Consider the following 25,503-nt stretch of genomic DNA (forward strand, 5'->3'; position numbering starts at 1 on the left):
TACCCCTCCCCCCCCCCCCCCCCCCCCCCCCCCCCCCCCCCTCCCCCCCCCCCCCCCTCTCCCCCCCCCCCCCCCCCCCCCCCCCTCCCCCCCTTCCCCCCCCCCCCCCCACCGGCGGGGGTCACGGTTCGTGGCCCATGGTGGGGGCCGGCCGCTTGAAGCCGCGGGTGAGCCGGAGCAGTTGCAGGAAGCCGACCGCCACCCAGCTCAGGCCGATGACGAAGGTCAGCGGCGACAGCGACGTCCACAGCCACACGGTCAGCGCCACACCGATCCCCGGGGTGAGCACGTAGCGGAGGAAGTCCGCGCCCCGGCGCCTGCCCTGGCCGATCGCGTAGTGCTTGATGACGCTCAGGTTGACGAAGGTGAAGGCGATCAGGGCGCCGAAACTCACCAGGGCGGCGGCCTGGTCCAGCGACATGACGCAGGCCAGCAGGGACACCGCGCCCACCGCCAGGGTGGCCAGGTGCGGGGTCCGGTACCTCGGGTGGATGCGGGCGAAGACGCGCCTGGGCAGCGCGCCGTCACGCCCCATGGAGAACAGGATCCGGGACACCGCGCTTTGCGCCGCCATGGCCGAGGCGAAGCAGGCCGCGACGTAGGCGGCGGTGAAGAACGCCGCCAGGAAGTCGCCGCCGGCGCTGACCATCACCTCGACCGAGGCCGAGTCGGGATCGGTGAAGGTCTGCCAGTCGGGGTGGACCAGGTGGCCCACCCAGGACATGAGGACGAACAGCAGTCCGCAGAAGACCGTGCACAGGATGATCGCTCTCGGAATCGTCTTCTGCGGCTCCCGGGCCTCCTCGGAGAGCGTGGAGATCGCGTCGAAGCCCAGGAACGACAGGCAGAGGATGGCCGATCCGGCGACGATCGCGGTGAGCGAGAAGTCCGCGTTGTAGAACGGCGCCACCAGGTCCGCCGGTGCCGAGCGCCCGGACACGGTCAGGTAGCTCATCGCCAGGAACGTCGCGATGAACACCCCCTGCGAGCCCACCAGCACCATGTTCATGCCGGTCACCAGTTTGATGCCAAGGGTGTTCAGCCCGGTGACGACGGCGATCGCCAGCAGCACCCAGACCCATCCGGGCACCGCAGGGATGGCGATCCCCAGGTAGAGCCCGATGACGATGTAGCTGATCGTGGGCAGGAAGATGTAGTCCAGCAGCAGCGCCCAGCCGGTGAGGAAGCCCGTGGCAGGGCCGAAGGTCTGCTGCGTGTAGGTGTAGGCGGAACCGGCCACGGGGTAGGCGCGCACCATGTTCGCGTAGCCCAGCGCGGTGAACGTCATCGCGGCCAGGGTGACGATGAACGCGGTGAGCAGGTGGCCGCGGGTCACGTCGGTCGCGATCCCGTAGGTGGTGAAGGCCGCGAGCGGGACCATGTAGGCCAGCCCGAAGAGGAACAGCGAGGGCAGCCCGAGCACGCGTTTGAGCCCGTGCTCACCGGCCGGATGGGTGCCGGCCGGTGCCGTCGCGGGCCGGGCTGCCTCGGCGCGGCTGTCGTGCCCGCTCACCGGAGTCCACCCGATGCGACGGCCTTGTTGAGCGTCTGCTCGACCAGCCCGGCCAGTTCGCCGATGGCTGCGGCGTCGGCGATCAGCGGAGGGGAGAGCTGCAGCAGCGGGTTGCCTTCGGAGTCGACGGCGAGCCGGCACAGCACGCCTGCCTCGGCGGCGGCCGGGGTCAGGTGCTGGTCGACGAACTCAGTGGCGTCGAGCTGCTCCGACGCCCAGGAATTCGTGGCCTTGTCGGTGACCAGCTCCAGGCTGCGGTGGTAGCTCTCGCCGCGGATGTCGCCCACGATCGGGTTCTCGCGGAGCCGTTCGAGTTCGGCGGCGAACGTCGGGCTGGTGGCCTTGACGTTGCCCCGCACGTCCAGCCGGCGCATGATCTCCAGGTTGGCCAGCGCCGCGGCGCAGGCGACCGGGTGTCCGCTGTAGGTGAGCGCGTGGTTGTACATGCCGGCCGGTCCGTCCAGGACGGTTTCGATGACCCGGTCGCCGGCGATCAGACCGCCCAGCGGCACGTAGGCCGAGGCGATCCCCTTGGCGAAGGTGATGATGTCGGGCTGGAAACCGTAGTGGATCGAGCCGAACCACTCGCCGAGCCTGCCGAACCCGGTGATGACCTCGTCGGCGATCAGCAGGATCCCGTGCCGGTCGCAGAGTTCGCGCACGCCCCGGAAGTAGCCCTCGGGCGGGGTGAGGCTCCCGCCGGCGTTCTGGCTTGGTGTTGGACACGTGCCGGACGCCGGACATGAGCGGCTCGAACATCTTGCGCACCTGCACCATGCCGTTGAGGGACATGGCGCCGAAGCTGGTGCCGTGGTAGGCGACCCGGCGGGCGATGAACTTCCGGCGAGCGTGCTCGCCCCGGCTGATGTGGTACTGCCGGGCCAGCTTGATCAAGGAAACGTGGCGCGCGGGCACCGGTTTTTTTATCCGTGGGGTTGGTGCATCGATCCCAGCTCAGAGCGCCCAGCGGTAACCCCACCAACGCTAGTTAGCTTCGTGCTGTCTAGTGTCTGGTATGGCCGTCACGCTGTGCTCGAACGCGAACATCACCTTCCAGTGCGCGTTCCATGTTGTGTGGTGCCCGAAGTATCGGCCCCGGGTCATCGGCGGCCGGATGGAAGAACGCTTGAAGCAAGTCAGCCGCGAAGTCGTCGACGAGAAGGGAGCGTGGCTCGTGGAACTGGAAACCATGCCTGACCACGTTCACCTTCTCGTCGAGGTCGACCCGCAGTACGGGGTTCGCCGCCTCGTGAAGGCCATCAAGGGACGTTCGTCTTGCCGTCCGCGATGAAACCGGCGACCCGTTCTGCGTGGGCGGCGTCGACCTGCGGCCCCATCCGGCTCGCGGGGCCGAGCGGGTCGCCTGGTGCGTAGTCGGCGGCCCGCTCGGCGATCCGGGCGACCAGTTCGTCCTTGCTCTCGCGGGGCGGCGAGCAGCCGCGAGTTGGCGGAGCAGACCTCCGTCGAGCGCAGTGCCGCCAAGCACTTGGTCACCGAGTACGCGCTGCAGGCCACCGGCTGCGCGACCACCTCGTAGGCGAACGCGGCTCCGAGAGGCAGGATGTCTCCATGAACGAGCCTGCCTTCACCCTCGTGCAACTGCGCTACTTCGAGGCGGCGGCCCGGCATCTCAGCATGACCGCCGCGTCGAAGGAACTCATGGTGTCCCAGTCGGCCGTGTCGACCGCGATCGCGCAGCTGGAGAAAGAAATGGGCGTGCAGTTCCTGCTGCGCCACCACGCCCGCGGGCTCAGCCTGACCACAGCGGGCGAGGCGTTCTACAAGAGGGTCCTGGACTTCCTCGCCCACGGCGCCGAGCTGGTCGAGACCGCCCGGCAGTCCGGCACCGAGCTGGTCGGGACGCTGACGGTCGGCTGCTTCGCCACGCTCGCGCCGTTCCGGCTACCCGGCCTGCTGGCCGAGTTCGAGGCCCGGCACCCGCACGTGCACGTGTCCCTGCGCGAAGGCGAGCACCAGGCGCTCAAATCGGCCCTGCGCTCGGGCGAGACGGAACTCGCCCTGCTGTACGGCTACGACCTGGACGACGACATCGACCGCGAGGTCGTGGGAACCGCGCACCCGTACGCCCTCGTGTCCGAGGACCACCGCCTCGCGCGGCGGAAGAACCGCGAGGTGTCGCTGCAGGACCTCGCCGACGAGCCCATGGTGCTGCTCGACCTGCCGCACAGCCGCGAGTACCTGCAGTCGATCCTCAGCAACGCAGGCGTGGAACCCCGGGTCCGCCACCGCACGAGCGGCTACGAGACCGTCCGCGCTTTCGTCGCGCACGGTCACGGCTTCGCGCTCCTCAACCAATGCCCGCCGGCCGAGACCACCTACTCGGGGGCGCGAGCCGTACCGCTCACCCTGACCGACGACGTCCCGTCGCTGGAAATCGTCGTCGCCTCCATGCGCGGGGTCCGCCTCACCCGGCGGGCGCAGGAGTTCCGGGAGTTGTGCCGCACCCTTTACGCGCGCTGACGGTTGTGGGGCCGGGGAAGCGATCGCCTCCCCGGCCCCACAACGGTCGAGCGGGTCAGTCCTCGTAGCCGAGGTAGCGGTGCTGGGTCGCGATGTGGTCGGCCACGAACTTGGCGTCGTGCCACACCCCCCAGATGAAGCTCGAGCCACGGCGCGCCAGCCAGGGCAGTCCCAGGAAGTACACGCCGGGCTCGGAAGACACGCCGCGACGGTGCTTCGGCTTGCCGTTCTCGTCGAACGCGTCGACCTGCAGCCAGCCGTAGTCGACGGCGAAGCCGGTCGCCCAGACGATCGAGTGGACTCCGGCGGCGGCGAGATCGAGCTCGAGGATCGGGTCGGTCACGCAGGCGGGATCCGGCCCCAGCGTGCGGGCACCCGGTTCCTCCGGGAGGTCCAGGCCGTTGCGCGCGACATACGCGTCGGCTTCGTCGAGCAGCGCGAGGTAGTTCGCGTCTCCCTTGGCGATGTTGGCCCCGAGGTCCGGCGCGAAGCGGAGGATCCCGTCGTCGAACGAGCCGGTCATGCCGACGAGGTCGATCCCGAGTCCGGCGAGGGCGCGGAAATCCACCGTGTGCCCGCCGCGGGCTCCGCTGACCGCGATGGTGACGTGTTCGGCCCCCGACGGCGGAGTCTCGGCGTCCCACTTGCCGAGCACGCCGAGCCACCAGCAGAAGTCGCGTCCGCGGTACTGGCGCGGAGGACGGTCGTGGGGGCCGACGGACAGGTACACGGGCCGCCCCGACCGGCGGAGCTCTTCGGCGATCTGCACTCCCGACGAACCGGCTCCGACCACCAGCACGGCGCCGTCGGGCAGCTGCTCCGGATTCCGGTAGGAACTGGAGTGGATCTGCAGGGGGCCGGCTTCTCGGGGCACGATCGGCGGGATCACGGGCCGCTGGAACGGTCCGGTCGCCGCGACGACGAAGCGGGCGTCGATGGTTCCGTCCGAGGTCTCCACGCGAAAACCGGGTCGTCCCTCGAGCCTCCGGACGGACGTCACCTCGACCCCGGTCCGGATCGGCGCGGCGATCTTCTCCGCGTACGCCTCGAAGTAGGCCGCGACCTGGTCCTTGGAAGCGAAGGCGCCGGGCGCCAGGTCGACGAACTCCAGGCCGGGGAAGCGGTCGTGCCACGCGGGCCCGTTCGCGACCAGCGAGTCCCACCGCTGCGAACGCCAGCGCTCGGCGATGCGGTCGCGTTCCAGCACGAGGTGCTGCACGCCGCAGTCACTCAGGTGTTCGCTCATCGCCAGGCCGGCCTGGCCCCCGCCCACGACGAGGGCCTCCACCTCTTGGATCGACATCCAGACCTCCACTCCGGACCGGCGGGCGGACCGCGCCGGTCCGCCTCCATGCCTCTGTGCGTCTCAACCGGATCCTCGCCGCCGGGCACTTCCCGTGTCCAACAGATGTTTTTGGTACACGAGATCTGATTTTCCGATCCAGGATCGCCGCCCGTGGATCGATATTTTCGATTCATTGGTACTGAAACATCTACTGGACAGAAAGTGCGTGGCGAGGTCAGGCTGTGGCGACGGCGCCGCCGATCCGTCCGACAACCGCCGCCGGGAAAGGCCACGAAGTGACTGTTCATCGCCGCATCCGCCCGTTCAACACGCGCGACACCTACCCCGAGCAGACCCTCGACAACGACCTCTGCCAGGCCGTCGTCGCCAACGGCACCGTCTACGTCCGCGGCCAGATCGGGCAGGACCTCGACACCAGCGAGTCCGTCGGGATCGGCGACGCCGCCGCGCAGGCCGAGCAGGCGATGGCGAACATCAAGGTGCTGCTCGAAGAAGCCGGCAGCCGGATGGAGCACCTGGTCAAGCTCACCATCTACCTGATCGACCCGCGCTACCGCGAGGCCGTCTACCGCACCGTCGGGCGCTGGACCAAGGGCGTGCACCCGATCTCGACCGGCGTGGTGGTGTCCGCGCTCGCCCGGCCGGAGTGGCTGTGCGAGATCGACGCCATCGCCGTGATCCCGGAGGAGGAGAAGTGACCCTCTCGATCGTCGCCCGCGACACTTCCGGCGGCACCGTGCGATTCGGCGTCGCAGCCACCTCATCCAGCCCTGCCGTCGTCGCCCGCGTCGCGCACCTGCGCCCGGGCCTCGGCGCCGCGGCCTCGCAGAACATCACCGACCCGCGGCTCGGCGGCCGCCTGCTCGACGGGCTCGCCGAGCACGGCGACGCCGAGCGGGCGCTCGCCGGGGTCACCGCCGCCGCGGACAACATCGAGTACCGGCAGCTCACCGTGCTCGGCCCGACCGGCCCGGGCTTCGCCTACAGCGGGCCCCGGACGCTGGGCAAGCACGGTGCCGTCGCCGCGGACGGTGTCGTGGCGGCGGGCAACATGCTGGCCGGGAACCACATCCCGCAGGCCATTGCGGACGCGTTCACCTCCGCCACCGGCGAGCTGGAGCAGCGGCTCGTCACCGCCTTGCAGGCCGGTCTCGCCGCCGGCGGCGAGGAGGGCCCGGTCCACTCCGCCGGCGTCGTCGTGGTGTCCGATGTGGACTGGCCGGTCACCGACCTCCGGGTGGACTGGGCGGACGACCCCGTCGACCGGCTCGCCGAGTTGCTCGACGTGTGGCTCCCGCAGCGCGACGACTACGTCACCCGCGGGCTCAACCCCGCTTCGGCCCCGTCCTACGGCGTGCCGGGAGACGAGTGATGACGGCACTGAAGAACGCGGCCCGCGCCGAGGTCGACCGGCACGCCGGCGAACTGATCCGCCTGTCGGAACGACTGCACGCAGACCCCGAGACGGCGTGGGAGGAGCACCGCGCCGCCGCGGCGGTCCCGGAGCTGCTCGACCGCGCCGGGTTCGCCGTCACCTCCAGCTACCTCGGCCTGGACACGGCGTTCCACGCGAGCTTCGGCACCGGTCCAACGCGGATCGCGCTGTGCGCCGAGTACGACGCGCTGCCCGGCCTCGGCCACGCGTGCGGCCACAACCTCATCGCGGCCAGTTCCATCGGCGCCGCACTGGGGCTGGCCGCGGTCGCCGACGACGCCGGGGTGACGGTCGAGGTCTACGGCACCCCGGCCGAGGAGGGCGGCGGCGGGAAGATCGAGCTGCTCGACCGCGGCGCGTTCGCGGACGTGGACCTCGCGATGATGGTGCACCCGGCACCCGTCGACGTCGCCGAGGCGCGGCCGTTCGCCGTCAGCCACTCGAAGGTCTCCTACACCGGCAAGTCCGCGCACGCCGCCGCCTACCCCGAGGCCGGGATCAACGCCGCCGACGCGTTCACCGTCGCCCAGGTCGCCATCGGCCTGCTCCGCCAGCAGATCCCCGCCTCGGCGCGGGTGCACGGCATCGTGACCAACGCCGGCGACGCACCGAACGCGATCCCCGAGCACGCCAGCGGCCGCTGGTACGTGCGTGCCGAGACGCTCGCGGAACTGGCCGAGCTGGAGCCGCGTGTGTTCCGCGCGTTCGAAGCCGGCGCGCTGGCCACCGGCTGCGAGCTGACCGTGGAACCGGAAAGCAAGCCGTACGCCGAGTTCCGCGCCGACGAGGCGGCACTGGCGGCCTACCGCGCCAACGCGCTCGAGCTCGGCCGCGAGTTCGCGCCGGACGGCACGGCGGCCCGCATGAACCGCGCCTCCACCGACATGGGCAACGTCTCGCAGGTCGTGCCCGCCATCCACCCCTACATCGGCATCGGGTCCCTGCCGGCGATCAACCACCAGCGCGAGTTCGCCGCGCACTGCGTCGGCGGCACCGCGCAACGAGCCCTGCTCGACGGCGCGATCGCACTGGCGTGGACCGGAGTGGACCGAGCCGTGGTGCCGTGACCGCCCGCTCCTCGGCCCGCATCCGCAGCACGCTCACGTTCTGAATCCGCACCATTCCGGGAAGGACAACGATGTCCCACGCCCCGACGCGCACCGAGCACGACATGCTGGGCGAGATCAGCGTGCCCGCGGACGCCTACTACGGCGCCCACACCGCACGCGCCCTCGTCAACTTCCCCATCACGCGGGAGACCCTCGCCGACCGCCCGCACCTGGTCGTGGCACTGGCTGCGGTCAAGCAGGCCGCGGCCAACGCCAACGCGGAGGTCGGCGCCCTCGACCGCGCCAGGGCCAACGCCATCGCGGAAGCCTGCGCCGAGATCAGCAACGGCGGGCTGCACGACCAGTTCGTCGTCGACCTGATCCAAGGCGGCGCCGGGACCTCGACGAACATGAACGCCAACGAGGTCATCGCCAACCGGGCCCTGGAACTGCTCGGCCACGACCGCGGAGATCACTCCGCACTCCACCCGCTCGATCACGTCAACCTGGGCCAGAGCACCAACGACGTCTATCCCACGGCGGTCAAGCTCGCGCTCGACAGCCACCTCGGCGAGCTGCTCGCGGCGCTCGCCGGGCTGCGGGAAGCGTTCGCCGCCAAGGCGGTCGAGTTCGCCGACATCCTCAAGATGGGCCGCACCCAGCTGCAGGACGCGGTCCCGATGACGCTCGGCCAGGAATTCGGCGCGTTCGCCGCCACGCTCGGCGAGGACGAGCAGCGCCTCGCCGAGGCCCGGCTGTTGCTGCACGAGCTCAACCTCGGCGGCACGGCGATCGGCACCGGGCTCAACGCCCGCCCCGGCTACCGCGAGCTCGCCGTGGCGCACCTGCGCGAGCTGACCGGCATCCCGACGCTCGTCTCCGCCCCCGACCTCATCGAGGCCACCCAGGACGTCGGCGTGTTCGTCCAGCTCTCCGGCGTCCTGAAACGGGTCGCGGTCAAGCTCTCGAAGATCTGCAACGACCTGCGACTGCTCTCGTCGGGACCGCAGGCCGGGCTCGGCGAGATCACCCTGCCCGCCCGGCAGGCCGGTTCGTCGATCATGCCCGGCAAGGTCAACCCGGTCATCCCCGAGGTCGTCAACCAGGTCGCATTCGAGATCGTCGGCAACGACGTCACGATCACCCTTGCCGCGGAAGGCGGACAACTGCAGCTCAACGCCTTCGAGCCGATCATCGCGCGGGCCCTGACCGCCGGCCTCGACCACTTCACCGCCGCGATCGGCGTGCTCACCGAGCACTGCGTACGCGGCATCACCGCCCGCCGTGAGCACTTGGCGGGCATCGTCGCCACCTCCGCAGGCCTGGTGACCGCGCTGAGTCCCGCGCTCGGCTACGAAACCGCGTGCACCATCGCGCTGGAGGCGCACCGCACCGGCCGGCCCGCGCTGGAACTGGTGCGGGAACGGCATCTGTTGACCGACGAGCAACTCGGCGCGCTGACCACGCCACAGGCCCTCACCGGCGGGCCCGTCGGCTGACGTCCCCGGGCCGCGGTGAAGTCGCCGTTTCAGCCTCGTCAGGCTCGCGTTTCGGGCCAGCTCAGCGCCTCTGCATAGATCCTCTCGATGCATTGCTTTGGTTATTACTTCTTGTTAGATGCCACGGACCGCTCCTAGCGTCATCACGAAATCCGGTCCAAGGAGGCCGCTCATGACCACACGTGAATCCGCCCCGGCCGGGGAGCTCACCGAGACCATCGCCGATCCCGCGACGCTGCGCCGGAGCGTCGCCGCGGGCGCGGTCGGCGTCTTCGTGCACTGGTTCGACTGGGCCGCGTACGCCTATCTCGCGAGCACCATCGCCTCGGTCTTCTTCCCCGACGGCAACGCCACCGCCGGCCTGCTCGCCGTGTTCGGGGTCTTCGCGGTGTCGTTCGGCATCCGCCCCGTCGGGGCGCTGGTGTTCGGACCGCTCGGAGACCGGATCGGCCGCAAGCGCACGCTGTCGATCGTCATCTTCATGATGTCCGGCGCCACGCTCGCCATCGGCCTGCTGCCGGACTACTCGAAGATCGGGATCGCGGCCCCGCTGCTGCTGGTCTTCCTGCGGCTGCTGCAGGGCTTCGCCGCGGGCGGCGAGTTCGGCAGCGCCGCGAGCTTCCTCGCCGAGTTCGCACCGCGCCGCCGCCGCGGGTTCGGCGTCAGCTGGCTCGAAGTCGGCTCGCTGCTGGGCTTCCTCGCCGGGTCGTTCGTGTTCCTGCTGCTGTCGGTCGGCCTCTCGGACGCGCAGCTCACCTCGTGGGGCTGGCGCATCCCGTTCCTCATCGCCGCGCCGCTGGGCATCGTCGGTTTCATCGTCCGCAACAAGATCGAGGACACCCCCGAGTACCGCACCCTCGAAGCGACCGACAACGTGCCCCGCAGCCCCGTGCGGGAACTCTTCCGCAACAACAAGAAGCAGCTGCTGCAGGCCGCCGGCCTGATGACGATGATGCACGTGCCGTTCTACGCCGTGCTCACCTACCTGGTCACCTACGAGACCGACTACCTGGGCCACTCCGCCGGCAACGCCGCGCTCCTGTCCACGGTCATCTCCCTGGTCGGGCTGGTCCTCGTCCCGGCGTTCGGCCGCCTGTCCGACCGCGTCGGCAGGCGTCCGATCCTGCTCGGCGCGGGCATCGCGCTGTTCGTCCTCGCGACCCCGGCCTATCTGCTGATGCGCACGGGCCTCACCGGAACGTGGATCGGCGGGCTCGCGCTCGGCGTCGTGCTCGCCGCGATCCTGGGCACGTACGCGGTGTGGTCCGCCGAGATCTTCCCGACCCGCACCCGCCAGGGCGGCCTGTCCATCGCGTACAACCTGACCGCCGCCCTGTTCGCCGGCACCGTGCCCTACCTGATGACGGTCCTGATCTCGGCCACCGGCAGCACGCTGGTGCCCGGCCCGTACCTCATGGTCGCCGCCGTGATCGGGCTGATCGCGGCCTTCTCCATGCGCGAAACGGCGGGGAATCCGTTGCTGCAGGAAGAGGACCTCGCCGGAGAGCACACCGAAGCCTGAACCAGAGCCCTGACGCCGGCGGAACCCGACCGGCACATCATGGAGAACCGGCTGCACCCGAGCAGGTGCAGCCGGTTCTCCATGATCAGCCCAGCAGGCGCTGCCAGGTCCGCTGGTCCAGCACACCCGTGGCCGCCAGGCCGCTGGACGCCTGGAACTCCCGCACCACCGCGACCATCCGGTCGCCGAAACGCGCATCCGCCGCCACGTACCGGCCACGAGACGTCAGCAAGACCTGCGCCGCCCGCACCGCATCGCCACCGGCGCCCTGGCCCAGCACCGGCGTCAGACCGGCCCAGGCCGAACCGCCGAACAAACCCGGCTCCGGCAACCGCGTCGCGTAGCAGGACACGCCTGCCGCGCCGCCGGCCGCAACGACCCCACTGGCCTCGGCCTGCGTCTGCGGACCGAACACACCGTCCACCGGCACCGGAACTCCTTGCGCCCGCAGCAGGAGCTGCAACGCCGTCACCGACGGGCCCGCCGCCTCCGGGCGCAGCAGCGGCCACACCGCCGGCTGCACCACGGCCCGGCCCGCGGCCGCACCGACGGCCTCGCGCAGCTCCGGCAACCGTCCATACAGGACATCACCGGGGCATTCGGTGGCCATGAAGTCGCGGTGCCCGTAGATCTCGCCGGGCTCGATGCCGTACTGCGACACCATGTAGGTGCACAACAGCACCAGCGAATCCCACAGGTCTTCCGGCACGTCGGTGTCGACGTAGGTGCCCTCGTTCTCGATGCCCAGCGACACCGGGTTCTCCGCGCCCGCGTGCGCACCCTGCACGTGCTGATCGCCGGCGGTCAGCACCTCCAGGCTCCGGTGGCGGCCCTCCATCAGCCAGCCGCCGCGGGAGTTGGTGAAGTTCTGCCCGGTGTCCTTCCACCCGTTGGAATCCATGTGGAAGTCCTGGATCTGCCGGGCCAGCGCGAACGCCGCCTCCTGCGAGGTGTCGTCGACGTTGGGCGAGGCGGTGTGGTGCACGACGATCTTGACCGGCTTGCTGTCGAGCACGTCCACCGGCGAAGTGGGCTCCCGCGCCTGCCAATCCGCCGTCGACGCGATCTCCGGCGCGGCCGACCGCCGCGACCCGCCGGCGGCCACCGCCGGCAACCCGCACACGCCGACCGCCGTCGCCGCCAGCCCACCGGCTAACAGCACCCGACGGGCCATCCGAACATCGCGCAACGCCATAGCCACTCCCCAAACCGGACGAACATCATGATCAGGGCCGAGCCCGGAGCCCCGAACGGTACGCAGCAGTAACCGGAGCGGGGAATTCTTGGCGACAACCCGCCAACAACCGGTCAAGAAGCCACCACACCGCCGCCGGATGACAAGATCACCCGCGTCGAACGCGTCACAACCGAACCGCCGCCGCGTCCCTGTCTGTGACCAACGAACACCGCGGACAACGGGAGTGCGCAAGATGGACCGGTTCGTCACGTTCCTGCGCCGCCAGCTCGACATCGACCTCGAGCTGCTGCGCGTGGCCAGGCAAGACGCCGAAACCGGCGCCGTCCACGCCTGCCTGATCACCCCCATCCGGGGATTCCGGGAATGCGAGCTGAAATCCCGCCTGCTTTCCGCCCACCACCACTGCGGCACCGGCGGCGGCCCCTGCGACGAACTGGGGGAGAGCTACCCGCCCGAGGACGAGCGCGGCTGCCCCACCCGGGCGCTGCTCGGCCTGCCCTACACCGACCGCCCCGGCTACATCGCCCGCTGGCGCCCCTGAACCCGCCGACCCAGGGGCGCCGGGAGGCGCGGCGTCAGGAATCGGGGCCTGGCCCCGGAAACAGGGCGGGCACGGTTGTCCTACCGACGGGCGGCGAAGCTGCCGGGCGATCCGCGGACGCCGCACCAGCTGCGACATTCGGCGCTTTCGCAGCCGCCCCCGTCCAGGCGATCGCGTGCGAAGCGGAGCTGTTTCCTACCTTTCCGAGCAGTTCCGGAAGCAAACGGGCAGATTTGTACCTGCACCGGATTTCTCGTCCCGCCTCGGCGATACCATCATTTCCGATGAATAGCCGAGCGACGTTCGTTACTGGGTGCTGCTGATCGACTTCACCCCGATGACGCAGCGAGCATGATGAAGCCGCTCGCGCTGGCTTCTCTGGTCATTGTCACTGCTGTCTGGGGCGGGACATTCGCCGTCGTCAAGGACGTGACGCAGCAAGCGCCACCGATGGATTTCCTGGCCGTGCGGTTCCTCGTCGCGGCCGGTGCGCTGGCGTTGTGGAGTCCCGGCCGGTTGCTGGTGCTGAGCCGAAAGCAGTGGGGGCGTGGTCTCCTGACGGGGCTCTTGCTGGGCATCGCCTACATCGGGCAGACCTTCGGCCAGCAATACACGTCGGCGTCCATGCCGGGCTTCATCACCGGAATGTCCGTGGTGTTCACACCCATGATCGCCGGATTGCTCTTGCGGCACCGGATCGGATTGGCGACTTGGGGTGCGGTGACGATTGCCACGGTGGGCTTGGGAATCCTGTCGCTGCGCGGGTTCACGATCGGCCTCGGCGAGGGGCTCACACTGCTTTGTGCGCTCTTCTTCGCGCTCCACGTCATTGCGCTCAGCGAATGGTCCACAGCACGTGATGCATACGCGCTCACCGTGGTGCAACTGGCCGTGGTCGGTGCGCTCTGCCTGATGCTGGGCGCCCCGAACGGCATCGCCCTCCCCAGTGATCAGAGCTTCTGGATCCCCGTCATCGGACTGGCAGTAGTGGCGACAGCGGCGGCGTACCTCATTCAGACGTGGGCGCAGGCTCAGCTGCCGGTTGTCGTCGCGGCACTGGCTCTCACCATCGAACCGGTCTTCGCGAGCGTTTTCGGGGTGCTGGTCGATCATGACGAAATAACGATTCATATCGTCCTCGGAGGGATATTGGTTGTCGGCGCCATGGCTTTGACCGAACTCCGTTCCGCTGCGCCGAGTGCGAATCCCTAATGCACCGGCGAGTTCGTCCTGACCAGCGCGGCGCGGTCCCGGCAAGACCGCGCCGCCGATCACCCACCGACCGCGGCGACCTCCCCGGGCTCATGACATCGGACTCCCGACGCGCACCCCGGGACACAACGCCGGCGTCGAGCTGACGACGTCCGGCGACATCGGGAGTAGCACGATCCACAGCGGACAGAGCGGACAGATGATCAGGTATCGAGGATGCGCTCCAAGTGGTCGAGGTCCTGCCGGAGGAGCTTGATGGTCATAGGCGCCGCGAACAGCCGATTTGAGACCCTGCAACCGATACGCCTCGGCGTGGGCGTTTCGGTAGCTTTCGCGCAGGCAAGCCCACTGCGGCGGAACCGCAGCGAAGCTTCCGCATCCCGATCACGGCCGTCAACGAGCAGACCAGGAACCCCAGGGCTCAGCGCCAGTTCTCGTTCGGATGTTCCTCAACCCCCGAGGACCTCGACGGTTCCCGCGGCGCCGTCCACCCGCACCCGATCACCGCTGCGCAGCCGCGTCGTGGCGTTGCCGCAGCCCACCACGGCCGGAATCCCCAGCTCCCGGGCGACGATCGCGGCATGCGACAGCGGCGCACCCACGTCCGTCACCACCGCCGCGGCCCGCGGGAACAACGGTGTCCAGCCCACGTTCGTCACCGTCGTCACCAGGACCTCGCCCGGCCGCAACGAATCGCCCTCGTCGACCGAGGTCAGCACCCGCGCCGTGCCCTCGACGACACCGGCCGCGCCGGCGAAACCGCGCACCGAGTGCGACACCGGCGCCAACGCCACCGACTCGTCGAACACGTCCATCCGCCGCTCCGGCAGGGTCGACCACCGCACCGGGTCGAAATGTCCCCGGACCAACGTCGGGTACGGCCCCAACGCCGCATACGCCCGGTAGGTCTGCCGCCGGTCCGCGACCGCCCCCAACGGCTCCCGCGAACCGCCCAGCACCGCCAGGACCTCCTCGATCCGCAAGAAGAACAGGTCCTCGCCGCACCCCGTCAGCTCGCCGGCGCGCAACACGAAGGCCCGCAGCACCCAGAACGCCCGGATCAACTCCGAACGCGCCGCCTCCCGGCCCCGCGCTGACCGCGCGGCCCCGGCGATCCGGCGCCGCAACCCCCGCTCCTTTCCCGGGTGGCGCGACCGCAGCCGCGCCCACGCCGCATCCCGCGCGCGTTGCTGCCGCGCCAGCAACTCCGCCGGATCCACCGCCGACCGCAACCCCGCCAGCTGCCGGTCGATCCACTCCGGATCCTCGGCGGGCCGGGGCGCGGACACCTCGAACTCGTCCGGGCACCGATGCCCCCACGACCGCGCGAACGCGTCCCGGTCGATCTCCCCGCGCGCCAGCTCGCCCAGCCCCATCACCGGCCCCAGGCTCGCCAGCGCATCCCCGCCGGCGCTGAGCCCGCTCAGCAACGCGTTCGCGTCCGCCTCGCCGACCAGCTTCAGCAGCCGCGGCCGAATCCGCACCAGGCCGGCGCCGTCCAACCGCGCCCCGGCAGCCAGTATCCGGCTGGAATCCCGCAGCAACGGCTCCACATCCGAACGCCACAACACCCGCAACTCCCCGGCGCCACCGGCCGCGGCGATCCGCTCGTGCAACCGCGCGCACCGATCCGGCGAGGACGCCAGCAGTTCCGGCAGCCGCCGCTGGTACGCCGCGACGCGACGCAGGAACGGCAACGCGCTCGCCAGCGCCGACCGCACCACCCGCCACCGCGACATCGGCAGCGCCGGAACCGCCACATCCGCGGGGATGCGCCCGAACGCCTGCTCGCTGGCGGCGCGCACCAGCGAACCCAGCCCGAGCGCGTTGCCCACCGCGAACGCCAAGCTCAGGTTCAGGTAGAAGCGGCCGCCGATGTTGCCCGACAGCCGGTGCGGCCCGACCCGCGACAGCGCCATCGTCTCCGACATGAAGATCTCCACCAGAGACCACGTGCACGGCGTCATCACGCTCGGGATCGCCTCGCCGAGATTCGCGCACGTCCACAGGTAGTCGCCGCCGAGGCTGTCGTTCCACGTCTCCACCGGCCGGTCCCGCAGCCCCGTGATCGGCCGCGCCTGCACCACCCAGAACCGGCCGTCCCGGGCAGCCCACTCCACGTCCATCGGCCGCCCGTACAGCTCCTCGATCCGCACCCCCAGCGCCGCCAGTTCGCCGGCCTCGGCGGGGGAGAGGACCGGGACCCTCCGGCGCTCTTCCGGCACCGGTTCTTCCCTGGTGCCCTCGGCGGTGCGCACCGTCATCACCGCCTTGTCGCCGACGACCTGCTCGCGCACCTGGCCGTCGCGCGCCACCACGTAGGTGTCCGGCGTGACCTGGCCGCCCACGATCGACTCGCCCAGCCCCCATGCGGCGTTCACCAGGACGTCCTCACCGGCGCCGGTCACCGGGTCCCGGGTGAACAACACCCCGGCGGCCTCCGCGGGCACCAGCTCCTGCACCACGACCGCCAGCGCCACCTCGTCGGCGGCCACCCCGTTGCGCAGCCGGTAGTCGATGGCCCGCGCGGTCCACAACGATGCCCAGCAGCGCCGCACGGCATCCAGCACCGCAGCCTCGCCGCGGATGTTGAGGTACGTGTCCTGCTGACCCGCGAACGACATCTCCGGCAGGTCCTCGGCGGTCGCCGACGACCGCACCGCCACCGCAACGTCCTCGCCCATCCCGGCATACGCCGCCCCGACCGCCTCCGCGATCTCCGCGGGCACCGGCGACTCGGCGAACCACTGCTGGATCTTCTCCGACGCCGCCTGCGCGGTCTCCGGCCGGTCCGGATCGACCTCCGCGACCGCCGCCAGGATCCGCTCCTGCGCACCCGCGGTGGCCGCGAAATCCCGGTACGCCACCGTCGTGACGTCGAACCCCGGCGGCACCGGCAACCCCGCGCCCGCCAGCCGCGCCAGCGACGCACCCTTGCCACCAACCAGCGCCAAATCCGCGTCGGCGGCATCCAACGGCACTACAACAGACACCGGAACACCCCTCATTCCCCAGCGCCCAACAGGGCCTGGTACTTCGCTTCCGCATTGCTCAAGGACTCGTCCAGGTACGACACCGTGGCCGCCGCGAGGTCCCGGGCATCCTCCGAAGTGGACTTCCGCCCAGTCGCCAGCGCCCGGCACGCCGTCTCGGCCAGCAACCGCGCACGCGTCTCGTCGGCGACCGAGAACTCCGCCGGAACCAGCGGCGGCGCCAGGAAGAACCCGAGGAACACCGAGCTGACCAGCTGCACCAGTTCGGCCAGCCCCAGGTCGGTGCGGATCAGGCGCCGCTCGTGCAGCACCTCCAGGTACCGCACGAAATCGCTGCGCAGCGCGTCCCCGGCCTGGGCCGCCTTCTCGGTGCGGGCCAGCTTGCCGATCACGTCCATGTCCCGCGTCAGCACGGCCATGAGCAGGGGATGCCGCTGGTAGACCAGCGCCGTGTGCAGCAGCAGGTCGTGCAGCGACGGCTGCTGCGACGACTCGACCACCCGCCGCCGGACCTCGGTCAGCAGCCCGGCCCGTTCCCGCCGCAGCAGGACCAGGAACAGCCGCTCCCGGTTCTTCCAGTGCAGGTGGATCGTCCCCTTCGAGACCCCGGCCGACCGGGCGACATCGTCCAAAGTGGTCTTGTCGTAACCCCAGCGCAGGATCAACTCGGCAGCGGCGTCCAGAATCCGCTGCCCGCGCTGCCGGCGTTCGAGGGAACGATCCCGAGCACCATCCGCCACCCAAGCCTCCACGATGTTCTACACACGTTTGACCAGATTTACTCATCCGGTCATGAGTGCACAAGCTACGCCTGCCGCATGGAGGTGGCAAGAAGCAGGGGGCAGCTGTTTACGCGCTCTTGATGCCCTGCGGGCCGCCTGGCCGGGAGGGGCGGAACGAGGCGACGATCAGCCGGTGAGTTCGTCGAGGAACCGCCGCACCACCGTCGCGAACCGGTCGGGATGGGTGAGATGCAGGTCGTGGCCCGCACCCTCGATGGTGACCAGCTCGGTGTTGGCCCGCCGCCGGACCATGTCCGCGCCGTGCGCGGGCGGGATCAGCGGACTGTCCTCGCCCCGGATCAGCAACAGGGGCTGCTCGCCGCCGGCCCAGTCGTCCCACCACGCCCCGCACACGCCGCGCTTGACCTCGGCCATGTCCGCCGCGTCCCACCGGAATCGCCAGCCCTGCTCGTCCTCGACGGCGCTCTCGTCGAAGTGCTCGACCGCGCCGAACGGCGCGACGGCGCGCTGAATCCCCTCGCGCAGCGCCTGCAGGCTGGCGAAATGCCTTGGCAGGCGGGCGATCGCGGTGTCCTCGGGAACGGAGACCTCGGCCCCGACATCCACCACGACCGCCGCCGCCACCAGTTCGGGCCTGCGTGCCGCCAGCTGGTAGGCGTTGATCCCGCCCAGGGAATGCCCGAGCACCACCGCCGGCGCGAGGCCCAGCTGCTCGATCACCGACGCGGCGTCACCGAAGAACGCCTCGCGGCCGTAGTCCCGCGCGCGATCGGACAGTCCGTGCCCGCGCTGGTCCACCGCGATCACCCGGTACCGCGAGCCGAGGCGCTGTGCCAGGCCGTGGAAGGCGCGGCCGCGCCCGTAGGCGCCGTGCAGCGCGAGGACGGGGCGGCCGGGGCCGCCGAAATCCACATACGACAGACGATTTCCTTCCGGTGCGGTCAGGTGTCCCGTCATCATCGGCATCTCGTGATCCTTTCGCTCAGGCAACACTCTAATCGAGTGCTCTCTATTAGAGTTATTACCATGGCGATCGACACAAGGAAGGGGAGGGCTCGTGCTGACGTTGTGCATCCTCGGGTTCCTCTACGAGGAACCCCTGCACGCCTACGACCTGAGACAGCGGATCTCCGGGCTCAGCGGGCACATCCGGCCGCTCAGCGACGGCGCGCTGTACCCGGCGCTGAACCGCCTGCAGGCCGCCGGGCACCTCACCAAGCACGCCGAGCGCGGCACCGGCGCCACCCCGCGCAACGTCCTCACCCTCACCGACAGCGGCCGCGCGGAACTGCTGCGCCGGCTGCGCGAACCGGCCGAGGTCGAGATCACCGACCGCAACTCGTTCCTGATCCTGCTGGCGTTCCTGCGCTTCCTGCCGGACCCGGCCGACCAGGCCCAAGTGCTGCGCCGCCGGCTGGCCTTCATGGACCAGCCCGCCAGCTACTTCTACGACCAGGGCCGGCCGCTGCGCGCCGCCGACATGCCCGACCGCTTCCGCCGGGGAATGCTCACCCTCGCCGGCGCGACCAGCCGGGCGGACCGCGACTGGCTCGACCGCACCATCGCCGAGCTGGACCCGCAGTAACGCGGCCCGGCCGCGCGGCTCAGGGCCTGGTTCGAGGGGTTCCGGTCAGGTCGGCGTGGATCAGGCCCGCCGTGTTCGTCACCTGCGGGATCACGTCGCGCTGCATGGCCTCCGCGGTCTGGCGGCCGCTGTGCAGCGAGACGCTCACCGCCGCCGTGACACGGCCATCCTGATCGGCGACCGGGGCCGCCGCGCCGCGGAGTTCGTCGTCGAGCTCGCTGTCGGCCAGCGCCCAGCCCTGGCCGCGGATCTCGGCCAGGCGATCGCGGAACACCCGCTCGGACGTCGTGCCCGCGGCCCGGTCCAGCGCCGTCTCGGCGAGGGCCTTGTCCAGCGCGGCCGGCGGCAGGTTGGCGAGCAGGACCCGGCCGGCGGCGGTCGCGGGCGCGGGGAAGCGGGTGCCGAGGTTGATGCGGACCGCGGTCAGCCGCGGGCACATCGCTATCGCGACGTAGAGGATCTCCGCGCCGTCGAGCACCGCGAGCCCGGCGGTCTCGCCGAGCCGGCCGGACAGCGTTTCCAGGTGCGGCCGGGCGATGTCGCGCAGCGGCATGCTGGAGAGATAGCTGTAGCCGAGTTGCAGCACCTTGGGGGCCAGCCGGAACGTGCGGGCATCCTCGGAGGTGAGGAAGCCGAGGTCGCGCAGGGTCAGCATCAGCCGCCGGGTCGTGGCGCGGCTCAGCCCCGTCAGCTCGCCGGCCTCGGTGAAGTTCAGCTCGGGACGAGCGGCGGTGAAGGCCTGCAGGACGGCCATTCCCCGTTCCACGGCGGTGACGAAGTACGGTGCCGCCTGGTCCTGCTCGTCCACCACAACCTCCGGCGCGGGCGCATCGTGTGCAATATGCACGCTCAGCGTACCGCTTCGAGGATTCGGCCGAGCCGCAGCTCAACGATCCCGCGCAGCTCCGCGCGCGCCGTCCGCAGCTCGGCCGCCTCGTCCTGACTCAGCCGGCGGACGAGGTCGTCCCGGATCCCGGCGGCGGACAGCCCGGTCGCGCAGACCAGGTAGACATAGCCGAACCGCTCCCGGTACCGCCGGTTCAGCCCGGCGAACTCCGCGCGGACCGCGACGTCCCCACCGAGCACCCCCGACTGCTCCCGTCGCGACCAGCGGCCGGTCACCCCGTCCTCGCCGGGGTCGACCCCGATCGGATCGTGCCCGGAGATCACCTCCACCAGCTCGGCATCGGCCATGCCGTCGAGCAGGCCCATGCCCGCCGCGATCAGCGCCGATGCGGACGGAAAAGGGCGCCGGGCGGCCAATTCCCGCGACCAGCGCGCCGACGGGCAGCACGCGCGCAACGCATCACGGGCCGCATCGGCGGGCAACGCGTTGAGGATCGCGATGCCACTCACCGCTCGGTCGCCGATCGCACACCGGAGAGCGTCTCCCGGCACAGCCGCGTGGCCTCGTCCGAGGTGAGCCAGCGCGGGTAGCTGGTGATCCGCTCCACCGCCGAGTCCAACGCGGCACGCACCGCCCGGACTTCCTCGCCGCTGAGCTCCTCGCCCAGCGACCTGCCCAGTTCACGAGCCATCGCGTCGTTGCTCAGGCTGTCCCAGACCCAGCGCATCCGGGAACCGATGACCGACGGGTCGACGCAAGCGGAGACCGGCGGGAACGCATCGGTTCCCTGGCGCAGGCAGGACAACACGTCACCAGGCATGTGCCGGAGGAACGCGTACTCGCCGACCAGCGGCTTCAGCGGCGGGATCGGCAGCCCCATCTCGGCGGCCACGAGGTCGGCCAGCGGCTTGAGCCGGTCCAGCCGGATACCGGTGTCCACGCCGTAGAGGAACTCAAGGCTGGTGACCACCTCCTCCAACGGCGCGAACCCCGCGCGGTAGGAGACCCCGGCGACCGAGACGTCCGGGGACACCCCGGCGGTGGCGGCGGCGATCGCCCCGGCCGTGGCCAGCCCGAAGTCGTCGTGCACGTGCATCGTCACGGGGACGTCGCGCACCAGGGCAGCGCGGTAGCGGGCGATGAACACCTTCATGGCCTCCGGCGCGAGACTGCTGGTGGAGTCCATCAGGTCGATCCGCCGCGCGCCGAGCGCGATCGCGACGTTGGACACCTCGACGAGGCTGTCCCAGTCGCGCCTGCCCACGTGCGCGAGCGTGACCGTCACGTCCATCCCCAGCTCGCGGGCCAGCTCGAAGAAGTCGGCGAGCTCCTCCAACTGGTGCTTCTGCGCCTCCTTCGACGGCGCCTGCACGATGCCCGGCGCCAGCACGCGAACGCCGAGATCGGCCAGCAGCCGGGCCGTCTCGCGGGCCGTCACCGGCTGCCGGTTCACCCCGTCCGACAGCAGCGTGTCCGCGTAGACGTTGAGCCGGAACCCGAAGTCGCGGCCCGCGATGGCCCGGCAGAGTTCGAGTTCGCGGGGGATCGGGGCGCTGCCGCCGCCCCAGTTGATGTTGAGGCTCTCCTCCCTGACGCCGGCGTCGGCGAGCGCTTCGGCGATGCGCAGGAAACCGTCGATCGTGGTGGTCGCCCCGGCGGTGAACAACGTCTTGCGCAACGTGCTGTCGATCAGCTCGAACGGATCGGGCCAGCGGAAACCGCCCTGCACCTCGGGGTCGAAGTTCACCGGGCTGACCCAGTGGCTGCCCTCGCGGCGGTGCGTCTTGTCGGGATTGGGCATGCGATCCTCCTCGGGGCCTGTCATCGGGGCAGCGCGTCGAGCGCCGCCGTGAGGCGAACGCCGAGGTCGGAGACCGGCGCGCGGTCCGCCGCGGCAGCGGCCGCCAGCGCCGCCAGCTCGACGCAGGTCGCGTCGGGCTGCGCGGCGAGCCAGACCTGGTCGAAGTACGGCAGCTCCAGCTCGGCGCGGTGGAAGTCCAGGACCAGCCGGGCGTCCTCCGTCAGCAGGCGCGGCCAGTCGAGGATTCCCCGCCCCAGCGGGCACATCCGGCGCGCCAGGCCGCGCGAGGTTCGGCACAGCCAGGCGTCGTCGAGGTGGATCGCGCGGACGTGCGGCGCGACACGGCCAGCGGCGGCCACCGGATCTTCCAGCCGGACCACCACGTTCAACGGGTCGAAGGCGACGCCCAGCACGTCCGGGCCGACGGACTCCACGAGCCCGACGATCTCGAAGGTGGTGATCTCCTCGTGCGTCTTGATCAGCAGCCTGCTGCCCGCGTCGCGCAACGCGGGCGCCAGCCGCGCCAGCAGATCACCGGTGGCGCGCAACTGCTCCGGCCACGGGATCGCGGGGTCGAAGCGATCCGCCTCCATGCCCACGACCGCGGTCAGCTCGTGCACGCCGAGCGCGGCGGCCGACGCCACCGTCCGGCCGAAGCCGCGCAGCAGATCACCCGACCCCGCCGCCAGCAGCTCGGCGGCCCGGCCCAGGCGGTAGGCGTTGATCATGCCCACCCCGAGCGACACGGAGACCCGCCGATCGGCGGCGAACGCGGCGAACTCCGCCAGCTCCCGCGTCTCGTAGCGCGCGGAAATGGCCGTCACCGAAGGGAAGTGGACACCGCCGAAACCCAGTTCGCCGGCCTTCCCGACCGCCTCGGCCGGATCGGCCGGGGCGCCCGGGAGATCGCGCGCGCAGATCTCCACGTGCCGCCGCGCGGCGATCACCACGCCGTCACCGGCAGGTCCGCGGCCGCGCACACCGACCGCAGGTGCTCGGCGCTGCGCCGGATGTAGGCCACGGTTTCGGTGTAGCCGTAGGGCTGTTCGGCGTAGTCCTGCCTGGTGGGCAGCTCGCCGCTGCGGATCCGCTGCTCGTAGCCGTGCACCATCTCCAGGTACGCGGCCATCTCCTCGACCGTCAGGTCCGGGTGCCCGGCTAGGAACTCCGGGGAGTAGATCTCGATGAGGATGGGCTTGCGCGGCCGCGGCCGGTCGTCCAGCGACTCGTCGTTCTCGATCGTCAGGTGCAGGGCCGGGTTGGCCGCCGCGAGGATCGGCAGCAACGCAGCGAAGTCCACCACGCCGGAGCCGCACGGGCGCATCTGGTACGCGAGGTCACCGGACTCGTGCGCGATCAGGGCGTCCTTGATGTGCGTCTGGCGGACGTACGGCGCGACCCGCCGCGCCGCCCACACCGGATGTTCCACGCGTTGCAGGACGTTCGCCGTGTCGAACACGATTCCCGCGACGTCGGCGCCGACCGATTCCACCAGGCGCACCAGCTCGAACGTGGTGATCTCCTCGTGCGTCTCCAGGTTCAGGTGGATGCCGAGATCCCGCGCGATCGGCGCGAGCCGGTGCAGGAGCCGGTCGGTGGCGGCGAGCTGCTCGTCCCAGGTCACGTCCGTGCGGAAGCGGTCGTAGGCCCACCGGCCGCGGAACGCGGGCTTGTAGTTGGCCGTCGCCACCCACAGCTCCCGGCAGTCGATCGCCGCACAGGCCTCCATCATGCGCCGGAACCCCAGCAGCACGTCACCGTCGCCGACCGCACGCAGCTCCGGGGCTTCGGCGAGCGCGTAGGGGTTGACCTTGCCGAGCCCGGTCTCCAGGTACATGCCGAGCTCGTCGGCGCGCTGCCGGATCGCCCCGAGCTCGCCGGGGTCGAGGGTCGGGCTCATGTCCAGCACCGTCCGGAAGAACAGCCCCGCCATGCCGAGCTCGTGGCCGTGGTCGAGGCTGGCGACCGGCCCGCGCTTGGCGCTCTCGGGGATCTTCCGGCCGTCTACTCCGATTCGCATCCGGCGTCCTCTCATCGTGCGATCGTGGGATCGGGAATGGGCACCGCGTCCAGCAGCGCGCGGGTGTACTCGTGGCGCGGCGCGCCGAAAACCTGCTCGCGCGGACCGGACTCGACGATCTCGCCGCGCGAGATGACCGCGATCCGGGTGCAGAGGTGGCCGACCACGGCGAGGTCGTGCGCGATGAACAGCACCGCCAGCCCCAGCTCCGCCTGCATGTCCGCCAGCAGGTTGATCACCTGCGCCTGCACCGAAACGTCCAGCGCGGACACCGGTTCGTCGCAGACCAGCAGGCGCGGTCGCACCGCCAGCGCCCGCGCGATGGCGATGCGCTGCCGCTGCCCGCCCGAGAACGAGCCGGGGCGACGGCCCATGTCCAAGGGGTCCAGCCCGACCATCGACAGCAACTCGGCCACGCGGTCCCGCCGGCCCGCCCGGGACCGCTCCAGCCCGTGCACGAGCATGCCCTCGGAGACCAGCTGCTCGACCGTCATCCGCGGATTGAGGCTGGCGTGCGGATCCTGGAACACCATCTGCACTTCCCGCCGGAACCGCTTGCGCTGCGCCCGGTCCGCGCGGATCACGTCGATGCCGTCGTAGCGGATCTCGCCGCTGTCCGGACGTTCCAGCCGCAGCGCGCACTTCAGCAGCGTCGACTTCCCGGACCCGGATTCGCCGACCAGGCCGACGGTTTCGCCCCCGCCCACGGCGAGGTCGACGGCGTGCAGGGCGCGCGTGCCGCGGAATTCCTTGGTCACCGCGCGTACGTCGAGCAAGGTCATGGGCGGGCCTCCGCATCATCGCCGAGCAGGTGGCAGGCGGCGACGCCGTGCTCCAGCGCACGCGGCCGCGGGATCTCGGTGCTGCACCGGTCCACGCGCACCTCGCACCGGGGGTGGAACGCGCAGCCGGCGGGGCGGGCGGACGGCGTCGGCGGAACACCCGGGATCGACGCCAACCGCTGCGTCTCCCGATCGATCCGCGGCACCGCGCGCAGCAGACCCGAGGTGTAGGGGTGGGCGGGCTGCGCGTAGAGCGGGCGCACCGGCCGTTCCTCGGCCTTGCGGCCCGCGTACATCACGACGACCCGCTCGGCGAAACCCGCGACCAGCCCCAGGTCGTGGGTGATGAGCAGGACCGCCAGCCCGCGGCGGCGGCACACGTCGTCCAGCAGCGCCAGCACCTGCTGCTGCACCCGCACGTCCAACGCCGTAGTCGGCTCGTCGGCGATCAGCAGCTCGGGCTCGCCGATCAAGGCCATCGCGAGCACCACGCGCTGGCGCATCCCACCGGAGAACTCGTGCGGGTAGGCCCGCAGCCGCTGCGCGGCCCGGTCGACGCCGAGCTCGTCCAGCAGGTCCCGCGCCCGGTTCAGCGCGGTCCGCCGCGGAACTCCCTTCAACAGCAGCGGTTCGGCGATCTGCCTACCGATCGTCTGCAGCGGGTTCAGCGCGCCCATCGGATCCTGGAACACCATGCCGACCCGGCCGCCCCGCACCCGGGTCAGCTCGGCCTCGCCGCTGGACAGCAGTTCGCTGCCACCCAGGCGGATCGACCCGGACAACGCGACGTCGGGATCCAGCTGGAGCACCGACCGGGCCATCACGGACTTGCCGGAACCGGACTCGCCGACCAGCGCGACCCGGTCACCGGCGGCAAGGGCGAGATCGAAGGAATCCACCAGCGTCACCGGCCCCGCGGGCCCGTCGACCTGGACCGTCAGCCCGCGGATGTCCAGCAGCGGGGTCGCGACCATCG

Annotated in this window: 23 protein-coding genes and 2 pseudogenes; 10 read left to right on the forward strand and 15 right to left on the reverse strand. The window is 70.9% G+C overall.

Annotated features, from left to right (window positions below; genetic code table 11):
• Positions 1 to 121 precede the first annotated feature (121 nt).
• Both AC07FN_RS24720 and AC07FN_RS24725 read right to left on the reverse strand, forming a co-directional pair.
• On the reverse strand, positions 122 to 1,513 hold the full coding sequence (locus tag AC07FN_RS24720; RefSeq protein ID WP_478397759.1) for an APC family permease: 1,392 nt from the start codon (positions 1,511 to 1,513) through the stop codon (positions 122 to 124).
• Positions 1,510 to 2,217 (reverse strand): annotated as a pseudogene (locus tag AC07FN_RS24725) (aminotransferase class III-fold pyridoxal phosphate-dependent enzyme); the annotation flags it as partial. The pseudogene AC07FN_RS24725 and the gene AC07FN_RS24720, both read right to left, overlap by 4 nt.
• Before the next feature lie 311 nt (positions 2,218 to 2,528).
• Between AC07FN_RS24725 and tnpA the strand changes: the two are divergent.
• Positions 2,529 to 2,789 (forward strand): annotated as a pseudogene (gene tnpA / locus AC07FN_RS24730) (IS200/IS605 family transposase); the annotation flags it as partial.
• On the opposite strand, the gene AC07FN_RS24735 reads toward tnpA, so the two are convergent.
• Entirely contained in the window at positions 2,773 to 2,919 is a 147-nt protein-coding gene (locus AC07FN_RS24735; protein WP_478397851.1) for an aldehyde dehydrogenase family protein, read from the reverse strand. The pseudogene tnpA and the gene AC07FN_RS24735 overlap by 17 nt on opposite strands.
• A 163-nt stretch (positions 2,920 to 3,082) precedes the next feature.
• Between AC07FN_RS24735 and AC07FN_RS24740 the strand changes: the two genes are divergently transcribed.
• Positions 3,083 to 3,994 (forward strand): LysR substrate-binding domain-containing protein, encoded by a 912-nt coding sequence (locus AC07FN_RS24740; RefSeq protein WP_478397760.1) that lies wholly within the window; start codon positions 3,083 to 3,085, stop codon positions 3,992 to 3,994.
• Between the two features lie 55 nt (positions 3,995 to 4,049).
• On the opposite strand, the gene AC07FN_RS24745 is transcribed toward AC07FN_RS24740, so the two are convergent.
• Positions 4,050 to 5,297 (reverse strand): flavin-containing monooxygenase, encoded by a 1,248-nt coding sequence (locus AC07FN_RS24745; RefSeq protein ID WP_478397761.1) that lies wholly within the window; start codon positions 5,295 to 5,297, stop codon positions 4,050 to 4,052.
• Positions 5,298 to 5,575: 278 nt separating this feature from the next.
• Between AC07FN_RS24745 and AC07FN_RS24750 the strand changes: the two genes are divergently transcribed.
• From AC07FN_RS24750 to AC07FN_RS24770, 5 genes are all read left to right on the forward strand, one after another.
• On the forward strand, positions 5,576 to 5,998 hold the full coding sequence (locus AC07FN_RS24750; protein WP_478397762.1) for a RidA family protein: 423 nt from the start codon (positions 5,576 to 5,578) through the stop codon (positions 5,996 to 5,998).
• Positions 5,995 to 6,672: a DUF1028 domain-containing protein gene (locus tag AC07FN_RS24755; RefSeq protein WP_478397763.1), complete on the forward strand. Its 678-nt coding sequence runs from the start codon at positions 5,995 to 5,997 to the stop codon at positions 6,670 to 6,672. The genes AC07FN_RS24750 and AC07FN_RS24755 overlap by 4 nt, the downstream gene beginning before the upstream one ends.
• On the forward strand, positions 6,672 to 7,802 hold the full coding sequence (locus AC07FN_RS24760; protein ID WP_478397764.1) for a M20 family metallopeptidase: 1,131 nt from the start codon (positions 6,672 to 6,674) through the stop codon (positions 7,800 to 7,802). The genes AC07FN_RS24755 and AC07FN_RS24760 overlap by 1 nt, the downstream gene beginning before the upstream one ends.
• A gap of 71 nt (positions 7,803 to 7,873) precedes the next feature.
• Positions 7,874 to 9,283, forward strand: coding sequence for an aspartate ammonia-lyase (locus AC07FN_RS24765; protein ID WP_478397765.1), 1,410 nt, complete (start codon positions 7,874 to 7,876; stop codon positions 9,281 to 9,283).
• A 172-nt stretch (positions 9,284 to 9,455) separates the two neighbouring features.
• Positions 9,456 to 10,805: an MFS transporter gene (locus AC07FN_RS24770; RefSeq protein WP_478397766.1), complete on the forward strand. Its 1,350-nt coding sequence runs from the start codon at positions 9,456 to 9,458 to the stop codon at positions 10,803 to 10,805.
• Positions 10,806 to 10,890: 85 nt separating this feature from the next.
• Here the strand turns inward: AC07FN_RS24770 and AC07FN_RS24775 are convergent, their stop codons facing one another.
• Complete coding sequence (locus tag AC07FN_RS24775; RefSeq protein WP_478397767.1) at positions 10,891 to 12,000, reverse strand: peptidoglycan recognition protein family protein; 1,110 nt, start codon at positions 11,998 to 12,000, stop codon at positions 10,891 to 10,893.
• A 235-nt stretch (positions 12,001 to 12,235) separates the two neighbouring features.
• Between AC07FN_RS24775 and AC07FN_RS24780 the strand changes: the two genes are divergently transcribed.
• Positions 12,236 to 12,544 (forward strand): DUF6221 family protein, encoded by a 309-nt coding sequence (locus AC07FN_RS24780; RefSeq protein WP_478397768.1) that lies wholly within the window; start codon positions 12,236 to 12,238, stop codon positions 12,542 to 12,544.
• Positions 12,545 to 12,895: 351 nt separating this feature from the next.
• Positions 12,896 to 13,756 (forward strand): DMT family transporter, encoded by an 861-nt coding sequence (locus AC07FN_RS24785; RefSeq protein WP_478397769.1) that lies wholly within the window; start codon positions 12,896 to 12,898, stop codon positions 13,754 to 13,756.
• A gap of 449 nt (positions 13,757 to 14,205) precedes the next feature.
• Here the strand turns inward: AC07FN_RS24785 and AC07FN_RS24790 are convergent, their stop codons facing one another.
• From AC07FN_RS24790 to AC07FN_RS24800, 3 genes are all read right to left on the reverse strand, one after another.
• Positions 14,206 to 16,749, reverse strand: coding sequence for a PEP/pyruvate-binding domain-containing protein (locus AC07FN_RS24790; protein ID WP_478397770.1), 2,544 nt, complete (start codon positions 16,747 to 16,749; stop codon positions 14,206 to 14,208).
• Positions 16,750 to 16,760: 11 nt separating this feature from the next.
• Entirely contained in the window at positions 16,761 to 17,489 is a 729-nt protein-coding gene (locus tag AC07FN_RS24795; RefSeq protein WP_478397771.1) for a TetR/AcrR family transcriptional regulator, read from the reverse strand.
• A 168-nt stretch (positions 17,490 to 17,657) separates the two neighbouring features.
• Complete coding sequence (locus AC07FN_RS24800) at positions 17,658 to 18,458, reverse strand: alpha/beta fold hydrolase (protein WP_478397772.1); 801 nt, start codon at positions 18,456 to 18,458, stop codon at positions 17,658 to 17,660.
• Between the two features lie 91 nt (positions 18,459 to 18,549).
• Here AC07FN_RS24800 and AC07FN_RS24805 point away from each other — a divergent pair, with 91 nt between their 5' ends.
• A complete protein-coding gene (locus AC07FN_RS24805; protein ID WP_478397773.1) occupies positions 18,550 to 19,077 on the forward strand; it encodes a PadR family transcriptional regulator in 528 nt (175 codons plus the stop codon).
• 19 nt (positions 19,078 to 19,096) lie between these two features.
• Here AC07FN_RS24805 and AC07FN_RS24810 read toward each other — a convergent pair whose 3' ends face one another.
• The 7 genes from AC07FN_RS24810 to AC07FN_RS24840 are packed head-to-tail and all read right to left on the reverse strand — an operon-like array spanning position 19,097 to position 25,501.
• Positions 19,097 to 19,924: an IclR family transcriptional regulator domain-containing protein gene (locus AC07FN_RS24810; RefSeq protein ID WP_478397774.1), complete on the reverse strand. Its 828-nt coding sequence runs from the start codon at positions 19,922 to 19,924 to the stop codon at positions 19,097 to 19,099.
• A gap of 2 nt (positions 19,925 to 19,926) precedes the next feature.
• Positions 19,927 to 20,433: a 2-oxo-4-hydroxy-4-carboxy-5-ureidoimidazoline decarboxylase gene (locus AC07FN_RS24815; protein WP_478397775.1), complete on the reverse strand. Its 507-nt coding sequence runs from the start codon at positions 20,431 to 20,433 to the stop codon at positions 19,927 to 19,929.
• Positions 20,430 to 21,725: a hypothetical protein gene (locus AC07FN_RS24820; protein WP_478397776.1), complete on the reverse strand. Its 1,296-nt coding sequence runs from the start codon at positions 21,723 to 21,725 to the stop codon at positions 20,430 to 20,432. Before AC07FN_RS24820 ends, AC07FN_RS24815 begins: the two co-directional genes overlap by 4 nt.
• 20 nt (positions 21,726 to 21,745) lie before the next feature.
• The gene (locus AC07FN_RS24825; protein WP_478397777.1) at positions 21,746 to 22,675 is read right to left on the reverse strand and encodes a sugar phosphate isomerase/epimerase family protein; all 930 of its coding nucleotides are present in this window, start codon (positions 22,673 to 22,675) and stop codon (positions 21,746 to 21,748) included.
• Entirely contained in the window at positions 22,669 to 23,745 is a 1,077-nt protein-coding gene (locus AC07FN_RS24830; protein ID WP_478397778.1) for a sugar phosphate isomerase/epimerase family protein, read from the reverse strand. Before AC07FN_RS24830 ends, AC07FN_RS24825 begins: the two co-directional genes overlap by 7 nt.
• A gap of 11 nt (positions 23,746 to 23,756) precedes the next feature.
• A complete protein-coding gene (locus tag AC07FN_RS24835; protein ID WP_478397779.1) occupies positions 23,757 to 24,527 on the reverse strand; it encodes an ATP-binding cassette domain-containing protein in 771 nt (256 codons plus the stop codon).
• A complete protein-coding gene (locus AC07FN_RS24840) occupies positions 24,524 to 25,501 on the reverse strand; it encodes an ABC transporter ATP-binding protein (RefSeq protein WP_478397780.1) in 978 nt (325 codons plus the stop codon). The genes AC07FN_RS24835 and AC07FN_RS24840 overlap by 4 nt, the downstream gene beginning before the upstream one ends.
• Positions 25,502 to 25,503 lie beyond the last annotated feature (2 nt).

This window comes from Saccharopolyspora sp. NPDC045941 (assembly GCF_056431445.1).